The 25,218-nt window shown below is 63.8% G+C and carries 21 protein-coding genes and 1 tRNA gene; 13 read left to right on the plus strand and 9 right to left on the minus strand.

Translation table 11 applies throughout. The features are described from left to right. The first annotated feature begins 153 nt into the window (after positions 1 to 153). The 3 genes from NKJ35_RS26220 to NKJ35_RS26230 are packed head-to-tail and all read left to right on the plus strand — an operon-like array spanning position 154 to position 5,937. Entirely contained in the window at positions 154 to 1,212 is a 1,059-nt protein-coding gene (locus NKJ35_RS26220; protein ID WP_352650273.1) for an ImuA family protein, read from the plus strand. After that, positions 1,154 to 2,632 (plus strand): DUF6504 family protein, encoded by a 1,479-nt coding sequence (locus NKJ35_RS26225; RefSeq protein ID WP_352650274.1) that lies wholly within the window; start codon positions 1,154 to 1,156, stop codon positions 2,630 to 2,632. The genes NKJ35_RS26220 and NKJ35_RS26225 overlap by 59 nt, the downstream gene beginning before the upstream one ends. After that, the gene (locus NKJ35_RS26230) at positions 2,629 to 5,937 is read left to right on the plus strand and encodes an error-prone DNA polymerase (protein ID WP_352650276.1); all 3,309 of its coding nucleotides are present in this window, start codon (positions 2,629 to 2,631) and stop codon (positions 5,935 to 5,937) included. Before NKJ35_RS26225 ends, NKJ35_RS26230 begins: the two co-directional genes overlap by 4 nt. A gap of 32 nt (positions 5,938 to 5,969) precedes the next feature. Here the strand turns inward: NKJ35_RS26230 and NKJ35_RS26235 are convergent, their stop codons facing one another. The 4 genes from NKJ35_RS26235 to NKJ35_RS26250 all read right to left on the minus strand — a co-directional run bounded on the left by NKJ35_RS26235 (position 5,970) and on the right by NKJ35_RS26250 (position 8,721). Continuing rightward, the gene (locus NKJ35_RS26235; RefSeq protein ID WP_352479720.1) at positions 5,970 to 6,209 is read right to left on the minus strand and encodes a Trm112 family protein; all 240 of its coding nucleotides are present in this window, start codon (positions 6,207 to 6,209) and stop codon (positions 5,970 to 5,972) included. Between the two features lie 84 nt (positions 6,210 to 6,293). Next, positions 6,294 to 6,965, minus strand: a complete 672-nt coding sequence (locus NKJ35_RS26240) for an LON peptidase substrate-binding domain-containing protein (RefSeq protein ID WP_352650278.1) — start codon at positions 6,963 to 6,965, stop codon at positions 6,294 to 6,296. Positions 6,966 to 7,128: 163 nt separating this feature from the next. After that, positions 7,129 to 8,121: a thioredoxin gene (trxA, locus tag NKJ35_RS26245; RefSeq protein ID WP_352650279.1), complete on the minus strand. Its 993-nt coding sequence runs from the start codon at positions 8,119 to 8,121 to the stop codon at positions 7,129 to 7,131. Between the two features lie 102 nt (positions 8,122 to 8,223). After that, entirely contained in the window at positions 8,224 to 8,721 is a 498-nt protein-coding gene (locus NKJ35_RS26250; protein WP_254817917.1) for a prolyl-tRNA synthetase associated domain-containing protein, read from the minus strand. Positions 8,722 to 8,953: 232 nt separating this feature from the next. Here NKJ35_RS26250 and NKJ35_RS26255 point away from each other — a divergent pair. Beyond that, a tRNA-Gly gene (locus NKJ35_RS26255) sits at positions 8,954 to 9,028 on the plus strand. Between the two features lie 141 nt (positions 9,029 to 9,169). On the opposite strand, the gene NKJ35_RS26260 is transcribed toward NKJ35_RS26255, so the two are convergent. After that, entirely contained in the window at positions 9,170 to 10,042 is an 873-nt protein-coding gene (locus NKJ35_RS26260) for a ferritin-like domain-containing protein (RefSeq protein ID WP_352479722.1), read from the minus strand. Positions 10,043 to 10,440: 398 nt separating this feature from the next. Here NKJ35_RS26260 and NKJ35_RS26265 point away from each other — a divergent pair, with 398 nt between their 5' ends. Both NKJ35_RS26265 and NKJ35_RS26270 read left to right on the plus strand, forming a co-directional pair. After that, on the plus strand, positions 10,441 to 10,779 hold the full coding sequence (locus tag NKJ35_RS26265) for a hypothetical protein (protein WP_254817926.1): 339 nt from the start codon (positions 10,441 to 10,443) through the stop codon (positions 10,777 to 10,779). A gap of 188 nt (positions 10,780 to 10,967) precedes the next feature. Next, positions 10,968 to 12,206 carry a M24 family metallopeptidase gene (locus NKJ35_RS26270; RefSeq protein ID WP_352650281.1) on the plus strand — a complete coding sequence of 413 codons (1,239 nt, stop codon included), beginning with the start codon at positions 10,968 to 10,970 and terminating at the stop codon, positions 12,204 to 12,206. Positions 12,207 to 12,221: 15 nt separating this feature from the next. Here NKJ35_RS26270 and NKJ35_RS26275 read toward each other — a convergent pair whose 3' ends face one another. Beyond that, positions 12,222 to 13,094, minus strand: a complete 873-nt coding sequence (locus tag NKJ35_RS26275) for a helix-turn-helix domain-containing protein (RefSeq protein WP_352650283.1) — start codon at positions 13,092 to 13,094, stop codon at positions 12,222 to 12,224. A 106-nt stretch (positions 13,095 to 13,200) separates the two neighbouring features. Between NKJ35_RS26275 and NKJ35_RS26280 the strand changes: the two genes are divergently transcribed. The 6 genes from NKJ35_RS26280 (at position 13,201) to NKJ35_RS26305 (ending at position 21,510) form a co-directional block, all read left to right on the plus strand. Further along, a complete protein-coding gene (locus NKJ35_RS26280; RefSeq protein WP_254817929.1) occupies positions 13,201 to 14,472 on the plus strand; it encodes an extracellular solute-binding protein in 1,272 nt (423 codons plus the stop codon). A gap of 204 nt (positions 14,473 to 14,676) precedes the next feature. Then, on the plus strand, positions 14,677 to 15,537 hold the full coding sequence (locus NKJ35_RS26285) for a carbohydrate ABC transporter permease (protein WP_352650285.1): 861 nt from the start codon (positions 14,677 to 14,679) through the stop codon (positions 15,535 to 15,537). Further along, positions 15,534 to 16,400: a carbohydrate ABC transporter permease gene (locus tag NKJ35_RS26290; protein WP_352650300.1), complete on the plus strand. Its 867-nt coding sequence runs from the start codon at positions 15,534 to 15,536 to the stop codon at positions 16,398 to 16,400. The genes NKJ35_RS26285 and NKJ35_RS26290 overlap by 4 nt, the downstream gene beginning before the upstream one ends. 8 nt (positions 16,401 to 16,408) lie before the next feature. Next, positions 16,409 to 17,506 carry an ABC transporter ATP-binding protein gene (locus tag NKJ35_RS26295; protein ID WP_023675944.1) on the plus strand — a complete coding sequence of 366 codons (1,098 nt, stop codon included), beginning with the start codon at positions 16,409 to 16,411 and terminating at the stop codon, positions 17,504 to 17,506. A 59-nt stretch (positions 17,507 to 17,565) separates the two neighbouring features. Beyond that, entirely contained in the window at positions 17,566 to 19,599 is a 2,034-nt protein-coding gene (locus tag NKJ35_RS26300) for an aldo/keto reductase (RefSeq protein WP_352650286.1), read from the plus strand. A 132-nt stretch (positions 19,600 to 19,731) separates the two neighbouring features. Further along, on the plus strand, positions 19,732 to 21,510 hold the full coding sequence (locus NKJ35_RS26305; RefSeq protein ID WP_352650288.1) for an NAD(P)-binding domain-containing protein: 1,779 nt from the start codon (positions 19,732 to 19,734) through the stop codon (positions 21,508 to 21,510). Positions 21,511 to 21,667: 157 nt separating this feature from the next. On the opposite strand, the gene NKJ35_RS26310 is transcribed toward NKJ35_RS26305, so the two are convergent. The 3 genes from NKJ35_RS26310 to NKJ35_RS26320 form a co-directional block, all read right to left on the minus strand. Beyond that, positions 21,668 to 22,897, minus strand: a complete 1,230-nt coding sequence (locus NKJ35_RS26310) for an amidohydrolase/deacetylase family metallohydrolase (RefSeq protein WP_352650290.1) — start codon at positions 22,895 to 22,897, stop codon at positions 21,668 to 21,670. Between the two features lie 22 nt (positions 22,898 to 22,919). Then, positions 22,920 to 23,285 carry a RidA family protein gene (locus NKJ35_RS26315; RefSeq protein WP_254817935.1) on the minus strand — a complete coding sequence of 122 codons (366 nt, stop codon included), beginning with the start codon at positions 23,283 to 23,285 and terminating at the stop codon, positions 22,920 to 22,922. Between the two features lie 178 nt (positions 23,286 to 23,463). After that, positions 23,464 to 23,892, minus strand: coding sequence for an Lrp/AsnC family transcriptional regulator (locus tag NKJ35_RS26320; RefSeq protein ID WP_254817936.1), 429 nt, complete (start codon positions 23,890 to 23,892; stop codon positions 23,464 to 23,466). Positions 23,893 to 24,015: 123 nt separating this feature from the next. Here NKJ35_RS26320 and NKJ35_RS26325 point away from each other — a divergent pair, with 123 nt between their 5' ends. Continuing rightward, positions 24,016 to 25,119, plus strand: a complete 1,104-nt coding sequence (locus tag NKJ35_RS26325; RefSeq protein ID WP_352650291.1) for a saccharopine dehydrogenase family protein — start codon at positions 24,016 to 24,018, stop codon at positions 25,117 to 25,119. Positions 25,120 to 25,218 lie beyond the last annotated feature (99 nt).

Genomic DNA, 25,218 nt, shown 5'->3' on the forward strand with positions numbered 1-25,218 from the left:
TTCGGGCCGGACTCGGCAAATGGCCGGGCTGGGGTGACCGTGCCACGCCCCTACTAGAGGAATAAATTCCCCATGACTCCGCTTGACTCTTTGGCCGGCCTCTGGAATCTATAGGAACATAACAGGAACAATTGTGAGTGGAAGCTGACCGTCATGGCGACAAGCGCCGTGGCGCGGGAGACTGTTTTTGCCCTGCGCCGCCAGATCGCGAAGATCGAGGGAACGCTGTCCGAACGTCTGGAGGCGTCGGCCGGCGCAGCCCCCGTTGATGCGGATGTCAGCTCCCAGACTCTGACATTGCCTCGAAATCTAACTATTGTCCGGCGCGGCCTCGCCGTGGCTTCGCAGGATGCGTTTTTGTCCACCGGCGCGGAGCGCCTCGATGCTGCGCTGAGCGGTGGCCTGCCGAAGGCGGCGCTGAGCGAGTTTCATGGCGCCGCGACGCGCGATGCCGGGGCCGTCGCCGGCTTTGTGCTCGCGCTCGTCAGCCTGATCCTCAGCCAGGGCCCGCGACTGCCGGTGCTGTGGATCGGCACATCCGAGGTTTTCCGCGAGGCGGGCTTCCCCTACGCCAGGGGGCTTCACGCCTTTTTCGGCATCGAGCCGGAGCAATTGCTGTTTTCCGAGGCGCCAAGGCTGCTCGATGCGCTGTGGGTCGCCGAGGAGGCTGCCCGGATGACGGCGCTGGCCGCTGTCATCCTCGAAATCCGCGGCAGCCCGCAGCGGCTGGATCTCACCGCGACGCGGCGGCTGCACGCCCGGGCGCAGAGTGCCGGCCGGCCGCTGTTCCTGCTGCGCCAGGCCGGCGAGCCCGAACCGACGGCAGCGCCCGTCCGCCTCATCCTGTCGGCGGCACCGGCGGCAGCGCGCCAGACAATCGCCGGGCCGCTCGCCGGCTCGATCGGCCGGCCCGCCTTCACCGTCGCCATCGGCAAGAGCCGCACGGCCTTGCCCGGACAATTCACACTGGAGTGGAACCCCGATGAACGCATATTCGAAGAAAGACGGGGCGAGCAAGGAAGGTCTCAGGAATCGGCCCCAGAACGGCCAAAGAATCCTGTCCCTGTGGTTTCCGCATCTCGCCGCCGAGAGGATCCTGCGGCAGCGTCTGGGGCGGTCCTGGCGTTCCCGGCCCTCGGATCACCTGCCGCTGGTGATCAGCCATCGCCAAGGGAACGCCCAGCGCATCGCCGCCCTCGACGAACGGGCTGAGGCGCTTAACCTGAAGCGCGGCATGGGCATAGCCGACGCATGCGCCATGCATCCCTCGATCGACATCGTGGAGGCCGATCCGGAGGCCGACCGGCGCCTGCTCGAAGGCCTCGCCGACTGGTGCGACCGCTATACCCCGCTGGTGGCGCTCGACGCGACCGACGGCCTCTATCTCGATGTCACCGGCTGCACGCATCTTTTCGGCGGCGAACGCTCGATGCTGGACGATATCCTGTCGCGTTTTTTCCATCAGGGCTTCGATGTCCGCGCCGGGCTTGCCGCCACACCTGGTGCTGCCTGGGCGGCGGCGCGGTTTGCCGGCGACCGCATCGTGCCCGATGGCGAGGAGGAAGCGCTTCTCGCGCCCATGCCGCTGGCGGCGCTGCGCATCGACCCGGAGGTCCGCGCCAGCCTCGAAAGCGTCGGCCTGCGCACGGCCGGCGCCGTCATGGCAGCACCGCGCGCGCCGCTGGCCCGCCGCTTCGGCGCATCGCTGCTCTTGCGCCTCGACCAGGCGCTCGGCCGCCTCGACGAAGCCGTGTCGCCGCGCCTGCCGGTGGCACCGCTTTCGGTCGAGCGTCACCTTGCCGAGCCGATCCTGCTGACCGAGGACATCGAGCGGCTGACCGGCATGCTGGCGACCACCTTGAAGAGCGACCTCGAGCGTCGCGGCGAGGGCGCAAGGCGGCTGGCGCTGCTGCTTTTCCGCGTCGATGGCGGCGTCAGCCGCATCGCCGTCGGCACCTCGCGGCCTCTGCGCGAGCCGCGGCTGATCCAGAAATTGTTCCACGAAAGGCTTGCTGCGCTCGAACGGGATATCGACGCCGGCTATGGCTTCGATCTCGTGCGCCTTTCGGTGCTGACCGCCGCCGCCTTCGACATGCAGCAGGCAGACCTTGCCGGCGAGACGAGCGACGACGGTGCCGATATCGCGCTTTTTGCCGACCGCATTCGCGCCCGGCTCGGCGAAGGCGCGGTCTTGAAGCCGGTCGCCGTCGAGAGCCATTTGCCGGAGCGCGCCGTCGCCACTATCCCCTTCACGGAGGCGCCGCAGAGAAGCTCGCCGCCGAAGCAGCCGGACAAGGCGAAGGACGCTCCCACGACCGTCTTCCAGCCTGAACGACCGATCCGGCTTTTCCGTTCGCCCGAGCCGATCGAAGTGCCAGCCACCGAAATGCCGGAAGGCCCGCCTTTGAACTTCCGCTGGCGGCGCGCGCTCTACCGGGTCGCGCGCGCCGAAGGGCCGGAGCGCATCGCGCCGGAATGGTGGCGAGAGGCGGCGGGACGAGAAGATGCCCCGACCCGGGATTATTTCCGCATCGAGGATGCCGACGGCCGCCGCTACTGGCTCTATCGTCAGGGCCTTTACGGCGCCTCTCAAGTCCCGCCGCGCTGGTACATGCATGGGATCTTCGCATGAATGCGCTGACGGCCATCCCCTATGCCGAATTCGGCATCCAGTCGAACTTCTCGTTCCTGCGCGGTGCCTCGAAACCGGAGGAGCTGGTGGTCGCGGCAAAATTCCTGGGGTTTTCGGCGATCGGTCTCGCCGACCGAAACACGGTGGCGGGCGTGGTACGCGCCTGGCAGCAGGCCAAGGTGGAGGGTGTTTCCTATCATCCCGGCTGCCGCCTGGTTTTTTGCGACGGCACGCCGGACATCCTCGCCTACCCGCAGGACCGCAAGGGCTGGGGGCATCTCTGCCGCATGCTGACACAGGCCAATCTGCGCGACGAGAACGAAAAGGGCGCAACGCTTCTCAAACAGAGCGATCTTCTCGAATGGGGCGATCTCCTGTCGCTGGCCATACTGCCGGATCTGTCGGCGGACGCGGAAGCTGGCCTCGCACTGATTAGCCGGCTCAGGGATCGCTTCGGCGAAAACCTGAGGCTGGCGGTTTCGCCGGATTACCGCGGTAACGACCGCTTCCGTATCGAGCAGGCGGCGGCGATGGCCGAGCTGGCCGGCATCCCGCTGATGGCCACCAACGACGTTCTCTACCATACGTCGGAACGGCGCCCGCTGCAGGACGTGCTGACGGCGATCCGCCTCAATGTGCCCGTCGCCGAGGTGGGGCTGGAGCTGGCGGCCAATGCCGAGCGCCACTTAAAGCCGCCGCTGGAGATGGCACGGCTTTTCCGCAGGCATCCGCAAGCGCTGGCGGAAACGCTGCGTTTTGCCAGCGAGCTGACCTTCTCGCTCAGTGATCTGCAATACAACTATCCCGACGAGCCGACGGAATCGGGCCTCGGGCCGCAGGCCGAGCTGGAAAGGCTAGCCAAGGAGGGGGCCGCCATCCGCTACCCCTCGGGCGTGCCCGCTTTTGTGACGCAACGCATCGAGGAGGAGCTCGCCCTGATCGAGCGCCTGAACTACGCGCGCTATTTCCTGACTGTCCACGACATCGTCAAATTCGCCCGCAGCCAGAACATTCTCTGCCAGGGGCGCGGCTCCGCCGCCAACTCGATCGTCTGCTTCTGCATCGGCATCACCGAAGTTGGCCCGGACAAGATCGACACGCTTTTCGAGCGCTTCATTTCCGAGGAAAGAAACGAACCGCCCGACATCGACGTCGATTTCGAGCATGAAAAACGCGAGGAGGTCATCCAGTACATTTATTCCAAATACAGTACCAAGCGCACCGCGCTGGCCGCTGCCGTCGTCAGCTACCGGGGCCGCTCGGCGATGCGCGAAGTGGCTAAGGCGATGGGCCTGTCGGACGACGTCCGCAGCGCGCTGTCCAGTTCGATCTGGGGCTGGTCGACCTCGGAGCTCGGCGAAAAGGAGACAAAAGCCGGCGGCCTCGATCAGACAGATCCATCGACAAGGCACGTGATCGAATGCGCCAACGAGATCATGGGCTTTCCCCGTCATTTGTCGCAGCATGTCGGCGGTTTTGTCATCACCAGGGACCGGCTCGACGAGATCGTGCCCATCGTCAAGACGGCGATGGACGAGCGCAAGATGGTCGAGTGGGACAAGGACGACCTCGACGCGGTGAAAATCCTTAAAGTGGACGTGCTGGCGCTCGGCATGCTGACTTGCCTGCAGCGCGCCTTCACCCTGCTCCGGGATCATTATCCGGAGGCGCGGGACGATTACGGCCAACCCTATGTGCTGGCCACTCTGCCTGCCGAGGACAAGCATGTCTACGACATGATCTGCCGTGCCGACACGATCGGCGTCTTCCAGATCGAATCCCGCGCGCAGATGTCGATGCTGCCGCGGCTGCGGCCAAAAAGCTTTTACGACCTCGTCATCGAGGTGGCGATCGTGCGGCCCGGCCCGATCCAGGGCGACATGGTCCATCCCTATCTGCGCCGCCGGCAAGGCAAGGAAAAACCCGAATACCCCAAGCCGGAACTGGAAAAAATCCTCGGCAGGACGCTGGGCGTGCCGTTGTTCCAGGAGCAGGCGATGAAGATCGCCATCGTCGCCGGCGGCTTCAGGCCGGGCGAGGCCGATGAACTGCGCCGCGCCATGGCGACGTTCAAGCGCACCGGCACGATCGGCAATTACCGCAAGAGAATGGTCGACGGCATGGTCGCCAAGGGCTACGAAAAAGACTTCGCCGAGCGCTGCTTCAAACAGATCGAAGGCTTTGGCGAATACGGCTTTCCCGAAAGCCACGCCGCCTCCTTCGCTCTGCTGGTCTATGCCTCCTGCTGGTTCAAGACCTTCTATCCCGACGTGTTCTGCGCCGCGATCCTGAATTCCCAGCCGATGGGGTTTTACCAGCCCGCTCAGCTTGTCCGCGACGCGTATGACCACGGCGTCGAGATCCGCGAGGTCGACGTCAATTTTTCCGGCTGGGATTGCGCCTTGGAGAAATCGCCTTTCGATCCGGATCGTATCCTTGACCGCCATGCCCAGATGCGCGGCGTCATCCGGACCAGCCATGCCGTCCGGCTTGGTTTTCGCCAGGTCAAGGGCCTGTCGAAGGAGCGCATGGAGACCTTTGTGCTGAGACGCGGCGACGGCTACGCATCCGTGCGCGATGTCTGGCTGCGCTCGGGCCTCAACGTCGACGAGATCGAAAAACTGGCACAGGCCGACGCTTTCCGCTCGCTTGGATTGAACCGCCGCGACGCTCTATGGGCGGTCCGCGCGCTCGACGGCAAGAGTGCCGCCGAAAAGCTGCCGCTGTTCGATCAGCCGGCGATCCGCTTGCGCGATCTCGAGCCTGAAACCCGGCTCCCTGCAATGCCGCTCGGCGAGCACGTCGTCCACGACTACCGCTCGCTCGGCCTGTCGCTGAAGGCGCACCCGGTCGCCTTCCTGCGTCAAAGGCTGGATCGGTCCGGCGTCACGCCCAATGCGCAGCTCGGCCAGGTGCGGGACGGCCGCCGGGTTTCGGTCGCCGGCCTCGTGCTGGTGCGGCAGCGGCCGGGCAATGGCAAGGCGATTTTCCTGACGCTGGAAGACGAGAATGCGGTCGCCAATATCATTTTCTGGGAAAGAACCTTCAACCGCTTCCGCCCCATCGTCATGGGCGCGCGTCTCATCCGCGTCACCGGCAAGCTGCAATCGGAATCGGACGTCATCCATATCGTCGCCGAGAAGGTCGAGGATCTGACGCCGTGGCTGTCGGTGCTGCTTGAGGAGGCAAGGCTTGTGGATGAGCCTTCGAGCGGCCCCGAGGAGAAACGGCCCGACAGCATCGCGCAAACGGAACTATTGGGAAAGGCAGAGAAGGTCATGCCCAAGGGGCGCAATTTTCAGTAGAACAGTGGCTGGCTATTGGCCTCTTCTCTTCGTCAGGACGTTCCGCCCAGGCGCGGTGGCGTGGGCACGGTATCGTCAATGGTGATCGTACGTGCCTCCGAGGGCAGCATGATCGGAATGCCGTCCCGCACCGGATAGGCAAGCTTTGCTACCCGCGAGATAAGCTCGCCGCGCTCCGGATCCCAGGCAAGCGGCCCCTTGGTCAGCGGGCAGGCCAAGAGTTCCAGCAGCTTGGGGTCGACAGTCCTGTTCCCGTCACGTCCATCCGCCATTCGATCCATCTTTTCCACAAGGCGACCGCTTCAGGTTTTTGCGCGCGGCCTCTCCTTCTCCCTTGTGGGAGAAGGAGGGCCAACCTACTGCAAACTCGAACCGAAATCCTCATTGTCGCGCGCCAGCGCCATTTCGGTGATGGCGATCAGGGTCTCGGCGCGTGTCTTCAGATCGGCCGCTTCGAGCAGCGCCTGTTTCTCGGCCGGACCGTAGGGTGCCATCATCGACAGTGCGTTGACCAGCATGGCGTTTTCGGCGCGGCTGACGCTCTCCCAGTCGGCCTCCAGATCGTTGGCCTGCAGATAGGCGCGAAACGCTTTGAGCAGCGCCGGCCGGTCGATCTCGGCGTCTGCCTGCTCCTCGTCGAGATCGGCGAGAAAAGGTGCGAACCGGCACTGGCGGAACGGCGTCTTGACCGTGAGTTCCTGAACAATGCGGAACCGGCACACGCCCTGCAGCGAAATCAGGTAACGGCCGTCGCCGCTCTCGGACAGCGCAATGATGCGCCCGGCACAGCCGACATTGCAGAGCTCCGGCTCGCCGTCTGGACGCAGCGCACCGTCGAGGCTGGGCTGGATCATGCCGATCAGCCGCGGCCCGGCGATCGCTTCGTCGACCATCTGCAGATAGCGCGGCTCGAAGATGTTGAGCGGCATGCGGCCTCCCGGCAGCAGCAATGCGCCCTCGAGCGGAAAGATCGGCATGGTCGACGGTAAGTCCGCAGCGAGCCGGTAATGCGCGTTTCCCGCCTGCACCTCAATCCTCCGATCGCTTTGTCAGGAAGCGCACCAAATCCGTCTCCTCCCGGCCGGCACAAGGCGCAACACCGGAAACCTGAAATCGAACGCCGTCCGAAAACCTAATCTGGCGCAGCTGCCGCCCACCGCAAGCCCGCGCGACAAAACAGTCTGCGCCGGCTCAGGAAAACAGCAGCGACGACAATTTGCGCCGTGCCGACAGCGTTGCTTCGTCGGTCATGCCCCATGCCTCGAAGAGCTGCAGCAACTGGGTTCTGGCGCCGTCGTCGTTCCACGAGCGGTCGGCCTTGATAATCGCCAGCAGATTGTCGGCCGCCGCCATGCGATCACCCTTGGCGTTCTGGATCATGGCGAGCTCGAACCGTGCCTGGTGATCCCCGGGATTTTCGGCCAGACGCCGTTCCAGTTCCGCCGGATTGCCGAGCACTGCTGCTTGCGCGGCGAGCGCCATCTTGGCCCGCAGCGCGGCGAGCTGGGGCGCATCCTTCTTCGCTTCCGGCGCCCGCGCCAGCACCGTCTCGGCACCTTCGGTATCGCCAGCCTCGAACAGCAGATCGCCCAAGCCGGCGATCGCCTCAATCGTCTCCGGCGCCTGTTCCAGGATGGCATCATAAATGTCGGCAGCGGTCTGCACGTCACCGGCGTCGCGCGCCTCGGCAGCGGCGGCCAGTGCCTCGGCCACTTGCGGCGCGCCACCGTTCTTGCCGCCGACCTTCTGAATGAATTGCGTGATCTGGCTCTCGGGAATGGCGCCCATGAAGCCGTCGACCGGCTGGCCGTCCTTGAAGGCAATGACCGCCGGTATCGACTGGATGCCGAGCTGGCCGGCGATCGATGGATGGTCGTCGATATTCATCTTGACCAGCTTGACCTTGCCACCGGCGGCTTTCACCGCCTTCTCCAGCAGCGGCGTCAATTGCTTGCAGGGGCCGCACCACGGCGCCCAGAAATCGACCAGCACCGGCTGGCGACGCGATTCCTGGATGACGTCTGCAGCAAATCCAGCGGTCGTTGTGTCCTTGATGACGTCGGCCGGCGCCTCCGCAAGCGCGACCTTCTCACGCGCGGCATCGGTGCCGCCATATTGCACGGTGGTGGCATACTGGCCGCCATTGCTGCCAAATGGGCCGCCAAAGGGGTTGCTATCGCTCATCTCTCGTCGCCTTTCGGTCGCGCCGCCGGCCAAGGGACGGGCGCAACATCCTTCTTTAGAACCCGGTTTCAGTCACCCCGGTCTTAGTCACCCATGTGGCGATCATGCCGAGACTTTCAAGATAACAGCATCATGTCCGGTTGCCTCGACGAATTTGACCAGGTCCGCGGCAGCAATGGAAGTCGTCGCTTCATTGGTCAGCGGGTGGGCATTGACCACCGCATGGCTCATCAGCTTCTCGTCCAAAACGACCTTGACCCTTCGCTCGGTGTCGTTGATCAGCCCGAACACCGTGACCGCGCCCGGGACGACGCCGAGAAGCTCCATCAGCATCTCCGGCCGGCCGAAAGACACGCGCCCCGCAGCGCCGATCAGATGGTGGATCTGCTTGAGATCGACCACCGCCTCCTCGTCGACGCTGACCAGGAAGAAATTGTCCTTCTTGTCCTTGAGGAACAGGTTCTTGGTGTGGCCGCCGGCAATCTCACCGCGCAGCGCCTGCGAATCGGCGACCGTGAACAGCGGCGGATGCCGCCGCGTCGATACCTCGATCCCGAGTCCGGCAAGAAAGGCGAAAAGTTCGGCTTCGGTCTTCGGCATCGGTCTTTCTTCTGGTGGCCCGCTTTCAACGGCTTGTTCGGCTAACGCCGTTTACGGCCAATGATGCGGCCAAGACAAGTCCGTCGCGCAACGCGGGGGGTGATTGCCTTGCGACGTCCGGAGGAGCACTTCTCCGCATTGCCGGCGAAGCAAAAAAGCCTGCGAATTCCCTGTTGCAATCGCCGCGCTCTTCAGCCATATAGGCGCGGCTTGCGGCCCAAAAGCCGCGCGAGCGGGTGTAGCTCAGGGGTAGAGCACAACCTTGCCAAGGTTGGGGTCGAGCGTTCGAATCGCTTCACCCGCTCCATTTCTCTCAAGGGAAATCAAGCATCGAAAAGCCGCGGTCCGCCGCGGCTTTTTCGTTTTTGCGCGCCAACAGGGCGCAGCGCGCCGAATCGGCTGGCCGCGCGCGCAAGTTCATTTGCCACGAGATTCATCCGCAGACCGCTCAGGTGCTTTTGAGCGTTCCGTTCATTCCGTTCGGGTAGAAGCCGCCCTTGCTGACGCCTTTCTGGTCGGTCAGATAGACGATCCGAAGCACTTCTTGCGGCGTCCTCGTGAAGGCGATTGCATCCGGGGTCGATGGAACGATATTGGCTTTGCCGTCCACTCGGATGCCCTGGTCCTTGTCTTCCGGTCCATCGATCTTGTCGCGGGCGTCGGAAACCGCATTGGCGGCCTTCCAGGCATCCTCGCCCATTCGGTAAAGCGACGATCGCGCCATCCCCATGTGGTAGGCCTCAACGGCCAGAATGCCAGCGGCGGCGGCCTGGAAATCCTTGTTTTTCAGAAGGGGCGCGGCGCCGGCATAGGCAGTGACGCCGACATCCTCGAACAGCATGCCGCCGAGCACGAAGTTCATCTGGTTGCCGAAAGGATCGAAGTCCGCTCCGAGCCCCGCCGCCTTGGCAACCGCCGCAAAGCCCGCATCGAAATCGATTGCCGGCCGGTCGACGGCATCGCTTCCAAGTGTCTTGCGATAGAACCTGACATGGGCAAGTTCGTTTTCGGCGACCTCACGCATGAACTCGCCGATTGCAGGCGTGTCAAAGCGAACCTGTTTGCCGCCAGCCACAGCGCCGGCCTTCGGGCCGGCATCCGAGTCATCGATCCCTTTTCCGGTTGTGCCGCGCAGGTAATATTCGGCTTCCATATATTCGAGATTGAGGGCGAACCGGAAAATGTCTTCGTCTTTGACCTCATCCTGCGCATAGGCGCGGGAAACCGGGGCAAGCCCGGTGGCCGAAGCGAGCGTCGCTCCCAGGCCAAACTGCAATGCGCGGCGGCGTGAAACACGAAATGCAGGCGTGACGCGGATCATGGCTTCCTCCCAAAAGCCCGCCGGCATCAAACATTTTGGCACCTCAAAAGCGGGCCTGCGCTCCCAACTTCACGAACTGTGGAATGTTCCTCAATCGCCTTAAATGATCTCGCCGGATGGCGAGCACCGAGGTTTCCTCGATTGTAACCTCATGTCAGCCGACGCACATGCGCTGTAGCGGCGCTGGATCTGACGGCAGCAAAATCCAGCCGTTGCGGTCGTCCGAAGTACGCTGTCGATAAAATTCAGGACTTTTGCGTGCCGGTTTCGGACCAAGGTCCATCTTGCAGAATACTGTATTTGAACAAAGCTAGGTAACAGCCGGCTTTCACATTGGAAGTCCTGACGTTTTTCATTTGGAACCCATCCTGGCGGGAGGGCGACTCGAAGGAGGAACTATGAAAACGCGCACCTGTCTATTCGCGACTGTAGCCGCTCTCACCCTTGTCGCATCTCCGGTACTCGCTGCTCCCGGCGGCAATGGCAATGGCAACGGCAATGGCGGCAGCAACGGCAATGGCGGAAACTCGGCCGGGGCCGGCTCGCAGGGACACGGAGCCGCCACTTCCGCCGCGGCCAGGGACAAGTCGACGCACGGAGTTGCTCACGCAGCGGCGGTCGTTGCGACGACACCGGCCTCGCCACAGGCCACGTTGGCCTTGCAGGCAGCGCTGGCAAGGCAGACCGCGGATGACGCGGCAGACACTGCCGACGACACTTCCGACGAAACCGAATAAAGCTTTCGAAGCAGCCGCTTGTTGTGTTGAAAAGCCGCGGTTCGCCGCGGCTTTTTCGTTTCCCGACGACGAACTCTCAAGGTGAACAGCGCTTCCAGAAAAAAGCTGCTCCACGGCGGCACTGAAGCTAGGCTAAGGCCAAACGCCGCCGCATCGGCGTCGGTTTCGACTGCATATGAGGAGATCCCATGACCGGCTTTGTCGACCGCGAGCGCGCGACTGACCTGATGCAGCGCGCCGGCATCGAGGCGCTGGTGCTTTGCGAGCCCGAGGCGTTCCAATATGCCACCGGTGCCTGGATCGGCCCGGCAGGCCTGTTCCGGCGGGCCGGCGCCGGTTTCGTCGTTATTCCCAAGCGAGGCAACCTGCCGATCGGCGTCGTGGTGGCGGATTTCCAGGCTGCCCAGCTCCCGGCGGCGATGGCCGGCGCCATGGTACGCACGCATCCGATCTGGATCGAATCGGCGTCGCTCGAGCCGGCGACGGCCGACCGGCCTGTTGCGCAGCGCATCGAGGCCGGCCTGGTTGGCCGCGCCCCCGGTTTTTCACGTCCGGCGACCTTCGAGCTTGCCCGCTCCGTCCGCGAGCTGAAGACGATCCTCGCAGAATTCGGGCTGGAGCGTGCGACGCTCGGCATCGAGCTGGATTTCGTCTCGGCCAGCGATTTTTCCGCGATGCAGGCGATGTTGCCGGGCACTGCCCTGGTCAACGGTTCGCCGATCCTCGACCGGCTGCGGGCGATCAAGTCGCAGAGCGAGATCGACCTGTTGCAGCAGGGCATCGTCCTGTCGGAGGCCGGCCTGTCGCGGCTGCAGCAGCATGCAGCGGCCGGCATGCGTCAGTCTGAGCTGGTCGCGCTTTACCGGCAAGGCGTCGCGGATGTAGCCGCCGGGTCGTCGCAGCAAATCTCGACGGCGGAATACGTCACGCTGGGCGCTCGCCCAAAAGGCGCCGACGCGGTCGCCGCCGCCGGCGATCCGCTGAAGGCCGACATGGTGTGCAGCGTGAACGGCTATGCCTCGGATATGTCGCGGAATTTCACCTTCGGGCCGCCGTCGCCCGAACAGGCCGAATTGCATGCGATAGCCGAACGCGCCTTCGCCGACGGGCTTGCCGCGCTTATGCCCGGAAAGCCGTTGGCCGCCGTGCATCGCGCCGCCAGTGACAGCCTGGCGCGCCAGGGCCTGCGTTCCTATCGCCGCGGCCATTTCGGCCACGGCGTCGGCCATTCCGTGTTTTCCGAGCAATGGCCGTTCATCTCGGCCGACTGCGATGTCGCGATCGAACCCGGCATGGTGCTGGCATTCGAGATTCCGCTCTACATCGACGGTCTCGCCAGCTTCAATCTCGAGGACCAGTTCCTGATCACCGCCAACGGGCCGTCGCCGATGAACCGCCTGCCGAGACGTCTGGGGGTTATCGGCTGAATCCAGCCGGCGCCCTTATCTGGCGCCGGCCACGCCCCTGCGGAAATCCGACGGCGACATGCCGGAAAGCTTGCGGAACGACTTGTTGAACGCGCTGAGCGAGCCGAAGCCCGATTCCATGGCGACGCGCAGCACATTGGCATCCTGATGCATCAGCAGCGCCTGCGCGTAGCTGAGGCGCAGCAGATTCACATATTCATTGAGCGTCATGCCGGTCGATTTCTTGAAGATGCTCATGGCGTATTTGGGGTGGATGTCGGCCGCCGCGGCGATGTCGACGCAATCGATCTCGTAGAGGAAATTCTCGGCGATGAAGTCGCACATGCGCCCGACATTGCGCAGCGATTGCTGATCGAACGGGCTGCCTAGCTCCTGTTCGACCGGCGTTTCCGGCACCAGCCGGTAGGGTTCGAACCGCACCCGCTCAAGCCGCAGCAAAAGCTCGTTGACGGCATGCTCCGCCTTGACCGGGTCGCCGGAGCGGGCATAGCGGTTCCAGCGCTCGAAATTGTGGTCGTCCGACTGATCGGTGGCGTCGGTCACCAGCGTCGCGCCGGTCATCAGCCTGTTGCGGACGTCGACGGGCAAATGCAGCCGGAAGAAATGAACCAGCGGCAGATGCGCGCCGGCGTAGATGGCATCGTCGGAGGCTTCGTCCATCTGGTGCGGCAGGCCGCCCCAGAACAGGCACATGTCGCCCGCAGAAAGCGAAAGCCCGTGCCCGTCCATGCGGTAATGCACGGCGCCACGCACGATGAAATTCACCTCGACCTGGGCGTGCCAATGCGGCTTGAGCATCACCAGGGGCTGGGTGTGGAACATTTGCAGCAGCAGCGGCAGGCCCTCCACGCTGCTGGCGCCAGGCTGGTAAAACGGCCTTTCCGGCATCTTACTTTCCGCTCATTTCTTATTCCCTTTGTCGCGGACAAGGCTTTCCCGAAGCCTAGTCTAGCCACGCTCGCAAACAGAGAGCAACTGAAATGGGAGGATTTCAATGCGCTTAAAATTGACCTGCGCCGCGCTCGCGCTTGCCCTGGGCTCCAGCCCAGCCTTTGCGCAGTCCGGTGAAATCACGATCTGGAGCTGGAACATCGCCGCTTCGTCGCTGAAGGCCACCATAGCGGGCTTCAACAAGCAGTATCCCGACATCAAGGTCACGGTCGAGGACCTCGGCAACCAGCCGACCTACGACAAATCGATCGCCGGCTGTGCCGCCGGCGGCGAGGGCCTGCCGGACATCGTGACGATCGAGAACGGCGAGGCGGAAAACTACTGGAGCCAGTTCCCGGATTGCTTCGTCGACCTGCACACGCTCGGCTACACCGCAGAAGACCAGGCAAAATTCCCCGACTTCAAACGTACCGAGCTCGAGGTTGACGACAAGGCCTATGCGATGCCCTGGGATTCCGGTCCAGTAGCGATGTTCTACCGCCGCGACTTCTATGAGAAGGCCGGCGTCGACCCGTCTTCGATCAAGACCTGGGACGATTTCATCGCCGCCGCCAAGAAGATCCAGGCCGCCAATCCTGGCGTGACGATGACCAACGCCGATTTCAACGGCGATTCCGAATTCTTCCGCATGATCTCCAACGAGCAGGGCTGCGCCTATTTCTCCGCCGATGGTCAATCGATCACCGTCAATCAGCCCAAATGCGTCGATGCCATGACCAAGATCAAGGAGATGAAGGACGCCGGCATCATTTCCTCTGCCGACTGGAGCACCAAGATCACCAACAACACCGCCGGCAAGGTCGCCAGCCAGATGTATGGCGGCTGGTATGAAGGCACCATACGCACCGAGTCGCCCGATGGCGCAGGCAAATGGGGCGTCTATCTGATGCCGAGCCTGACCGCCGACGGTCCGCGCGCCGCCAATCTCGGCGGCTCCTCGCTCGCCATCACTTCGGTGTCGAAGAACAAGGAAGCCGCCTACGCCTATCTGAAATACACGCTAGGGACGAATGAGGGCCAGATCACCATGCTGAAAGGCTTCGGCCTGGTGCCGTCGCTGATCTCGGCGCTCAACGACCCTTACGTCTCCGAAGGCCTGCCCTATTGGGGTGGCCAAGCCGTGTGGAAGGACATCCTCGGCACCTTGCCCAAGGTCGTCCCCAGCCGCGGCACGCCGTTCCAGAGCGACGCCGAAATCATCATCCGCGCGGTGCAGACCAAATATCTGGCCGGCGGCTATCCCGACGCCAAGGCAGCGCTCGACGATGCCGCAAGCCAGATCGCCGCGGCGACCGGCCTGCCGGTCAAGTCGTGATCTAGACGAGGCGGCTCCGAGCGCACGGCTCCCCTTCTCCTCTTGTGGGAGAAGGTATCGCCGAAGGCGACGGATGAGGGGTGCTCCAGCTTGGCGCCGGCGGCACTCCGGCCATCACCCCTCAACCGTCTCAGCGCTATGCGCCGATCCACCTTCTCCACAAGGGGAGAAGGCAAGAACTTGAAAGCAGAAAGGAGGAAAACGATGCGCTACCAGAACGCCACGGCTTATCGCTTCCTCGCGCCCTATCTGCTGATCTTCTCGATCTTCTGGCTGTGGCCGATCATCGATTCCTTCCTGATCTCGTTCCAGGCGACGCGCACCGTGCCGTGGCGGTTCGCGCCGACCTTCAACTGGGGCCGGCTGATCGGCGATCCCGCCTTCTTCAATGCCTTGAAGAACACATTGCTGATCCTCGTCATCCAGGTGCCGGTGATGATTTCGCTGGCGATAGTGATGGCGGTGCTTTTGAATTCGCCGCTGCTCAAGGCACGTGGCCTGTTCCGATTTGCCTTCTTCGCGCCTGTCGTGGTCGGTGAGGTCGCCTATTCGGCGGTTTTCCGGCTGATGTTCAATCTCGACTACGGCATCATCAACAAGTTGCTGAACAGCATCGGACTGCCCACTGTCGACTGGTTTACCAACGTCACCCCGGCGATGGCGGTGATCATGATGGCGGTGACCTGGCGCTGGGCCGGCTACAACGCCATCATCCTGCTCGCCGGCCTGCAGTCCATCCCCGAGGATGTCTACGAGGCGGCAACCCTGGACCGGGTCAGCAAGGTCAAACAGTTCTTTTATATCACGCTGCCCCTGCTCAAGCCGATCATCGTGTTCTGCGCCGTGCTGTCGATCATCGGCACCATGCAGCTGTTCACCGAGCCCTTCCTGATCACCGAGCGCGGCGGGCCGGGCGGCGGCACCGAAACGCTCGGGCTGCTGCTTTACCGCCAGGGCTTCCGGTCGCTCAATTTCGGCTATGCTTCGGCCGTCGCCTACACCATGGCCGGGCTGGCGATTGCCATTTCGTTGGTGCAGATATGGCTGACGAGGGAACCGAAATGACCTCGCGCTCCCCAATCAGCCATTCCCGGGTCAGCCGTTCCCAGGCCAGATTGGGCCGCAGCATCGCGCTGCATCTGTTCCTGACGCCGCTGGCGCTGGTCTGGCTGTTTCCGCTGTGGATGATGGTGGTCTTTTCCACGATGCCCGACAATGGCATCTTCAGCCCCGACATCGAGCTTTTGCCGCACGGCAATTTCCTCGACAATGTCAGCAATCTGCAGCGCGGCACCAATTTCATCGGCGCCATCGGCATCTCCGTCTCGGTGGCGGTGACCTATACCTTCCTGTCGGTGATGCTCACCTCGATGGCCGGCTGGGCGCTGGCGCGTTACAACTTCTTCGGCAAGGGCATGATCGTAGCCATCATCTTCGGCACCATCACGCTGCCCTATGCGGTCGTGCTGATCCCGCAATTCATCATGGTGGCGCGCGACTTCAAGCTCGCCAACACCTGGGTGGCACTGATCGTGCCGCCGCTTTTCAACTCGCTGGGCGTGCTGTTCATGCGGCAGAGTTTTTCGATGATGCCGCACGAGCTGTTCGACGCGGCCAAGGTCGAGGGCGTCAAGGAATGGCGGATATTCCTGTTCGTCGCATTGCCTCTGGCGCGGCCGATGCTGGCGGCACTCGCCATCATCCTCTTCCTTGCCTCCTGGAACAACTATCTGTGGCCGCTGCTGATCAATTCCAAGCCTGGCGCAATGACCGCGCCGGTGGCGCTCGGCACGCTGATCGGTCTCACCAAGGTGTCCTGGGGCGGCATCATGGCGGGCGCGGTGATGCTGACGGCGCCAATGCTCGTCGTGTTCGTGCTTCTGCAGCGCCATTTCGTCGCCGGCATCGCCGCCGGCGCCATCAAGTAAGGATCAGCATGGCTGCAGTCACACTCAAAAACGTCATCAAGCGCTTCGGCGTCTTCGAGATCGTCCACGGCGCCAATATCGATATCGATGACGGCGAATTCGTCGTCTTCGTCGGCCCTTCCGGCTGCGGCAAGTCCACGCTGCTCCGGATGATCGCCGGGCTCGAGGACATCAGCGACGGCGAGATCGCCATTGGCGGCAAGGTGGTGAACGACGTCGAGGCAGCCGATCGCGGCATCGCCATGGTGTTCCAGTCGTACGCGCTCTATCCGCACATGACGGTCGAGCAGAATCTGAGCTTCGGCCTGAGAATGACCGGCAATCCCAAGGCAGATACCGAGCGGCGGGTGAAGCGGGCTTCCGAAATCCTGCGTATCGCCGAGCTGATGAAGCGGCGGCCGCGGCAATTGTCGGGCGGCCAGCGCCAGCGCGTCGCTATCGGCCGCGCCATCGTGCGCGAGCCGCAAGTGTTCCTGTTCGACGAACCGCTCAGCAATCTCGACGCCGAGCTCAGGGTCCAGATGCGCGTCGAGATATCGCGCCTTCACAAGGAGCTTGGCGTTACCATGGTCTATGTGACGCACGACCAGACCGAGGCGATGACACTGGCCGACAGGATCGTCGTCCTCAACGCCGGCAATATCGAGCAGATCGGCGCGCCGCTCGATCTCTACGACGACCCCGCCAACCGCTTCGTTGCCGGCTTCGTCGGCTCCCCGAAAATGAACTTTCTGGCGGCGAAAATGGTCGGGGCCGACAACGGCGCTGCGGTCGTCGAACTGGTCAATCATCGCGGCGCGCGACTGCGCAAGCCGCTTTCGGATGCTCTGCCTGCGACAGGCGGCGATGTCGTGCTTGGCGTGCGGCCGGAGCATTTCTTCGACGCCGGCCAGGGCGATTGCGACCTTACCCTCAAGGCCGACGTCGCCGAGCACTTGGGATCGGTGAGTTATGTCTATGCCAATTCCGGGACCGGGGGCGGGCGCGAGGAACTGATCATCGAGCGCGAGGCCTCGCGGCATCGCGCGAACGGCGACGACCTGGTGGTGTCGATCAAGGCCGACCGCTCGCTTCTCTTCGACGCCACCGGCGCACGCATTCGCTAACCCATCTAGTTTCTTTTGTCCGATCGCGACTGGTCGCGGCCACCCCACGGAGATTTGACATGACGTCCAAGCCAGAAAAAATTCGCTGGGGCATTCTCGGGCCCGGCAACATCGCCAAGGCCTTTGCCGGCGGCGTCGCCCATTCGCGCACCGGCACCTTAGTCGCCTTAGGGGCGCGCAATCCCGGCAAGGCCGGGCTCACTGAGGCTTTCCCCGGCGCCCGCATCCTCGATGGCTACGAGACTTTGCTTGGCGATCCGGATGTCGACGCGATCTATATTTCAACGCCGCATCCGAGCCATGCCGAATGGGCGATCAAGGCGGCTGAGGCCGGAAAGCATGTGCTTTGCGAAAAGCCGCTTGGCCTGACCGCCTTCGAGGCCGACGCCATGATCCATGCCGCGCGCAAGGCCGGCACCTTTCTCGGCGAAGCCTTCATGTACCGGCTGCATCCGCAGACGGCCAGGCTGGTCGAGCTGGTCAGGGCCGGCGCGATCGGCGACATCAAGATGATCAAATCCAGTTTCGGCTTCGCCATGCCGGGCTTCATGCCGGAGCACCGGCTTTACGCCAAGGATCTCGCCGGCGGCGGCATTCTCGATGTCGGCGGCTATCCCGTCTCGATGGCGCGGCTGATTGCCGGCGCCGCGGCGGGAAAGCCCTTCGCCGAGCCGGACAAAGTGGTCGGCGCTGCGCATCTCGGCCAATCCGGCGTCGACGAATGGGCGTCGGCGCTGTTGCATTTTCCAGGCGGCATCGTCGCGGAAGTCTCCTGCAGCATTTCGCTCGCGCAGGACAACGTATTGCGTATTCTCGGCAGCAAGGGCCGCATCGAGGTGGCGGATTTCTGGTATGCCGGCGGCCAGCAAGGCGGCACCGGCGAAATCCGCATCATCCGTCCGGGTGACACCGAGGTGGTCGAGGTCAAGGAGGACGGCTGGCTTTACGCATTCGAGGTCGACGCTGCCGGCGAGGCCATTCTCGGCGGGAAGCAGGAGTTCGCCTGGCCGGGCATGAGCTGGGCCGACAGTCTCGGCAATCTGCGCGTGCTCGATAAATGGCGGGCCGCCATCGGGCTCGAATACGACATCGAGAAACCGGCAAAGCGCGTCCACACGATCTCCGGGCGGAAGCTGCGCTCCGGCGGGACCGCCATCCCCAAGCGCGGCATTCCGGGCCTGCCGCGGCCGGCTTCGTGTCTGGCGCTCGGCTTCGAGGATTTCCGCACGTTTTCGTCGGGCGCCATCCTGCTCGACGCCTATTTTGAGGCGGGCGGCAATCTGTTCGACACCGCCTTCGTCTACGGTTCCGGCTATACCGAGACGCTGCTCGGCCAGTGGCTGAAGAACCGCGGCGTGCGCGAGCAATCGGTGGTCATCGGCAAGGGTGCGCACTCGCCGCTCTGCTATCCCGACGTCATCGGCAAGCAGCTCACCCAGTCGCTTGAGCGGCTGCAGACCGACCATATCGACGTCTATTTCATGCATCGCGACAACCCGGACGTGCCGGTCGACGAGTTCGTCGATGCGATGGATCGCGAGGTCAAGGCCGGCCGCATTCGCGGTCCCTTCGGTGGCTCGAACTGGACGATGGAACGCATGGACGAGGCGATTGCCTATGCCGAGCGCACCGGCAAGCAGAAACCCGGCGCGCTTTCCAACAATTTCTCGCTGGCCGAGATGCTGGAGCCGATCTGGGCAGGCTGCGTCACGTCCTCCAGCGACGAGTGGAAGGCCTGGCTTACCGCCCGGCAAATGCCGAACTTCGCCTGGTCGAGCCAGGGCCGCGGCTTCTTCACCGACCGCGCCGGCCGCGACCGGCGCGACAATGAGGAACTGGTCCGGGTCTGGTACTCGGAGAGGAACTTCGGCCGCCGCGACCGCGCCATCGAGCTCGCCAAACGGCTGGGCAAAAGCCCGATCCACGTCGCGCTCGCCTATGTCCTGGCGCAGCCCTTTCCGTCCGTCCCGCTGATCGGGCCGCGCACGCTCGACGAGTTGGAAGACAGCCTCCGGGCGCTCGACATCTCACTTTCGCCGGACGATCTTGCAGGGCTGGATAGCGGTTCGGATCAGGCCCGCGCGCGCGCCTGATAGCGGGGTCTTGCGCTGCGCCCTTAATTTCCGGACTGTTTGCGCTGCCCCTCACCTACCCTCTCCCCGCTCTTCGGGAGAGAGGATAAGGTTAAAGGGCAGCGCCGAAGTCGCTTGAGATAGGGAAGACAGATGCTCGACATATCACCGTTGAAACAGGCGGCCACCTGGCTCGGTTCCTTTGCGCGAGCGCTCGAGGCGGGCGACGTCGCGGCCGCAATCAACCTGTTCGTCGAGGACTGTTACTGGCGCGACCTGCTGACCTTCACCTGGAACATCAAGACCATGGAAGGCCGCGCGGCGATCCGCGACATGCTGGAAGCCACGCTGGCAATGACAAGGCCTGCTCGGTGGCAGCTCAGCAGCGAAGCGACTTCGGACGAAGGCGTTATCGAAGCCTGGTTTTCTTTCGAGACGTCATCAGCGTGGGGCCAAGGCATCATGCGCCTCAGGGACGGCAAATGCCGGACACTGTTTACGGCGATGAGCGATCTCAAGGGGTTTGAGGAGCGCAAGGGCCCGGCGCGGCCTCTGGGCGTCCGCCACAAGGCCGATCCGGAGCGCGAGACCTGGCTGGAGGCGAGGGCGCGCGAGACGCGTGAACTCGGCGCCGGCCAGCAGCCTTATTGCCTGGTCATCGGCGGCGGCCAGGGCGGCATCATGCTGGGCGCACGGCTCCGGCAACTCGGCGTGCCGGCCATCATCATCGAGAAGAATGCGCAGGCCGGCGATTCCTGGCGCAATCGCTATCGCTCGCTCGTGCTGCACGACCCGGTCTGGTACGACCATCTGCCCTACATCCCGTTTCCCGAGAACTGGCCGGTGTTCACGCCCAAGGACAAGATGGGCGACTGGCTGGAAATGTATACGCGCGTCATGGAGCTCAACTACTGGACCTCCACAAGATGCATCAGCGCGTCCTACGAAGACACCGAAAAGGTCTGGATGGTCGAGGTCGACCGCGCCGGCCGGCGCATCACGCTAAGGCCGAAGCACATCGTCTTTGCAACCGGTGCTTATGGCCCGCCCAGGCAGATCGACCTGCCGGGCGCCGAGGCCTTCCAGGGCGAGATCCTGCACTCCAGCCAATATTCCAGCGGCGAGAAATTCCGCGGCAAAAAGGTCGCCGTTATCGGCGCCGCAAGTTCCGGCCACGACGTCAGCGTCGATCTGTGGGAGAGCGGCGCCGAGGTGACGATGGTCCAGCGCTCGCCGACGACGGTGGTCAAGTCGGACACGCTGATGGAGATCGGCTTCGAGATCTTTTCGGAAAAGGCGCTGGCTCGCGGCATCACCACTGAAAAGGCCGACATGATCGTCGCCTCGACGCCGTTCGCGCTGCTGCCACAGGGCCAGCGCGCGCTCTACGACATCATCAAGGCGCGCGACGCGGCCTTCTACGACCGCTTGCGCGGCGCCGGCTTCGCCATCGATTTCGGCGAAGACGAGACCGGGCTCCTGATGAAGGCCTATCGCACCGGCTCGGGCTTCTACATCGACGTCGGCGCCTGCGATCTGATCATCGACGGCGAGATCGGCATCCGCAGCGGCGTCGGGATCAAGTCGCTGACGCCGACAGGCATCCTCTTCGACGACGGCACGGAACTGGCGGCCGACGCAATCATCGCGTGCACCGGCTATCTCTCGATGAACGAAACGGTGGCGGCGATCGTCTCCCGTGAAGTCGCCGACAAGGTCGGGCCGTGCTGGGGGATTGGCTCGGGCGTGAAGGGCGACCCAGGTCCATGGCAAGGCGAATTGCGCAACATGTGGAAGCCGACCGCGCAGGAAGCGCTGTGGTTCCACGGCGGCAATCTGGCGCTGTCGCGCTTTTATTCGAAGTTCGTGGCGCTGCAGATCAAGGCGAGGATGGAAGGCATTGCGACGCCGGTTTATGGGACGCTGCGGTGAAGCTGTGATCTCCCCCCTTGAGCGGGAGATATCGCCAAAGGCGACAGAGGGAGTCGCCGCGCGTCGAGCGCCAGCCTCCTCTACCGTAGCAGCAGGCCGAGCCCCGTCGGACCTACCCCCTCTGGCCTGCCGGCCATCTCCCCCTCATGGGGGGAGATCAGCCACGCCCGAAATGCCGGGCGGCAACCTCGACATGCGTGTCATGCGCATGCGCTTCGAAGCGCTCGGTTTCGCCGAAATCGTCCAGCGCCTCGTTCGGCCACCACGTGCCGCCGACCACAATGCCGTCAGAGACCAGCCTTTGCTCGGCGACCAACGAGGCGCCGACCGAGTCGACAAAGGTGAAGCGGCCCGGACGCAGCCGCAGCACCGCGATGTCGCCGACCGCACCAACCGCAAGCCTGCCCAAATCTGGCCTGGCGATCGCTTCGGCCGGCTGCTGTGTCGCGGCGCGCAGCACCTCGACCAGCGGCATGCCGAGAACCAGCAGCTTCGACATGCACACCAGAATGTCGAAGGCCGGCCCGTCGACGCAGTAGAGGTGCACGTCGCTGCTGATCACGTCCGGCGCCAGTCCCTCGCTCAGCATCGCCTTGGCCACCTCGAAATCGAACGAGCCCATGCCGTGGCCGATATCGAAGATGACGCCGCGCTCGCGCGCCAGCCGCATGTCCGGCCGCACCGCTCCCGAAGCGAAGACCGGTGCGTTGGGAAACGGCCGGAAGCAGTGGGTGAGGATATCGCCTTTGCGCAGCCGCGGCAGCACTTCCGAGCGACCCGGCGGCGGCTCGTCTATATGCGCCATCAGCGGCAGGCCGGCCTTGTCGGCGGCTTCCAGCCCGAGATCGACCGGCGCGATGCCGCTGCTGCCGCCGGCATGGCGACCGGAGCGGACCTTGACGCCGACTACCACGTCTGCGTGCTCGCGCGCCGCCGCCGCCGTTTCGCGCGGTTCGCAGAGCCTGAGGTCGCTGCATTCGCCGACCGCGACGGTCTGCGAGAAGCCGAAAATGCCGGCAAAGGAAATGTTGACGTATGCCAGGATACGGACCTTGGAGCGCTCGATGACGTGGCGGCGAAAGCCGAGGAAATTGCCGGCGCCGGCGCTTCCGGCATCGACGAAGGTGGTGGTGCCGCTCTTTGCGGCGAGCCGGTCGGCATCGACGCCGAGCGACGTGCCGCCCCAATAGACATGGCTGTGCAGGTCGATCAGGCCGGGCGCGACGATCGAGCCCGTGGCGTCGATGACGCGGGCTGCACGTTCGAAGGGGATTTCGGCGTCGATGGCGGCGATACGGCCGTCGCCAATCGCCAGATCGCGTTGTGCGTCGAGGCCCGACGCCGGATCGATGAGGCGGCCGCCTTTTATCAGGAGATCGAATTGCATTGCGCCTGTCTCCGCTTTTCCGTCAGGCCGGCCTGTAGGCGACGGCTTCGACCTCGATCTTGATGTCGATCATAAGCCGTGACTCCACCGTCGTGCGTGCCGGCGGATCTTTCGGGAAATGCCGGGCATAGACGGTATTGAAGATGCCGAAATCGCGCGCGTCCTCGAGCCAGACCGTCGTCTTGACCACGTCGTCGAGCGTGCAGCCGGCCAGCGCCAGTGCCGCCTTGACGTTCGACAGCACCTGTTCGGTCTGCTCGGCGATGCCGCCCTTGACCACCAGCCCGTCGCTGCCGACCGGCACCTGGCCTGAGACATAGACGAAATCGCCGGCCCTGACCGCCGGCGACAACGGCACATGGGATTTTCCGAAACACTGCTTGGGCAAGGAGGCCTCCTGTCTAGGTCCTTTGGGTGAACGCGCGATGCTGCGAGAGATTGGGCGCGGCTGCACGCCATCGATCCACATTCTGAAAGCCTATATCGCTTTGCTGCGGTAACGCCAGAACGATCACCGCCCTTGGTGATCCTTCGCGCCAGCATCTGGACCCGCGACGCCAGCCGGCTCAGCGGTCGATCCGCGTCGACAGGATGATCGACGACGACGTCCGCTCGACCCCGTCCATGGCGCCGATCTGGTCGAGGAGCGTGTCGAGATCCCTGATCGACGGCGCTTCGACGACAACGATCATGTCGAAATTGCCGCTGACCGAGTGCAGCGTTCGAACCGGTGCCAGCGCCTGCAGGCTGCGCACCACCTTGTCGGCGAGCTTGGGGGTGACGGTAAGCAGGACATGCGCCCTGACCAGCCCCTGTTCGTAGTCGGGCGAAAGCCTGACACCGTAGCCGGTGATGATGCCGCGCTGCTCCAGCCGCTCGATCCGGCTCTGCACCGTCGTTCGTGAGACACCCAGCCGCCGCGCCAGTTCGGCGGTCGAGGCGCGTGCATTGATGCGCAGCAGGGAAAGCAGGGCCTGGTCGGCATCGCTGAGCATTTCGACGAACCCTGCCGGCATATTGCACAAAGAGAGACTGCGTTTCGTACAATCTCACGCTTCCTTTCGACAGGCAAGCTGCGATTCTAGCCATCAATCCAATGTTGGTGCGAGGGACCTGTCATGAAGGAAATCATCGTCGTCGGCGCCGGCAAGATCGGCTCGACCATTGCCGAGATGCTGGCTTCCACGGGCAACTACCATGTCACGCTCCTCGACCGCTCGGCGGCGCAGCTCGGCGCGGCCGAACTGCCTGAAACGGTCGAGACGCTGGAACTCGACATCGAAGCCGCCGGCACCCTCGAAGCGGCCTTGGCCGGCAAATTCGCGGTGCTCAGCGCCGCGCCCTTCCATCTGACCACGCGCATCGCGGAGGCGGCGGCCAGTGCCGGCGTGCACTATCTCGATCTGACCGAGGATGTCGTCAGCACCAGGCGGGTCAAGGAACTGGCGCGCTCCGGCAGCAGCGCCTTCATTCCGCAATGCGGCCTGGCGCCGGGCTTCATCTCGATCGTTGCCAACGACCTCGCCAGCCGCTTCGACACGCTGGAGAGCGTGCGCATGCGGGTTGGCGCGCTGCCGCAGTACCCGTCGAACGCGCTGAACTACAATCTGACCTGGAGCACCGACGGCGTCATCAACGAATATTGCGAGCCTTGCGAGGCGATCGTCGAAGGCGAGCTGATCGAGGTGCCGCCGCTCGAGGAGCGCGAGGAGTTCTCGCTCGACGGCGTCACCTATGAGGCGTTCAACACCTCGGGCGGGCTGGGCACGCTGGCCGAAACGCTGAAGGGCAGTGTGCGCACGCTGAATTACCGCACCATCCGCTATCCCGGCCATGCCGCGATCATGAAGGCGCTGCTCAACGACCTCGGCCTGCGCCACCGCCGCGACGTGCTGAAGGACATTTTCGAAAGCGCCCTGCCGGCAACGCTGCAGGACGTGGTTATCGTCTTCGTCACCGTCAGCGGCCGCAAGAACGGCCGTCTGCTGCAGGAGACCTATGCCAACAAGATCTACGCCAGGCGCGACGGCGAAAAGGTGCGCAGCGCCATCCAGATCACCACCGCATCGGCGATCTGCGCCGTGCTCGACATGCTCGCCGACGGCACCTTGCCGGCAAGAGGTTTCATCAAGCAGGAAGACATTGCGCTCGACGCTTTTCTGGCCAACCGCTTCGGCCGCGCCTATGCGCAGCACGAGATGGTTAGCCGGCTTGCGGGATGAGCTGCGTAATCTCCCCCCCTCGAGGGCAGGGGAATCGCATATGGCGATTTTGGGGTTGAGTTTAGGCTGAGAAAGGATTCTTTGGAGAGGCAGTTGAGC

Origin of the sequence: Mesorhizobium sp. M0136 (assembly GCF_040322515.1) — a bacterium.
GTDB lineage: Bacteria > Pseudomonadota > Alphaproteobacteria > Rhizobiales > Rhizobiaceae > Mesorhizobium.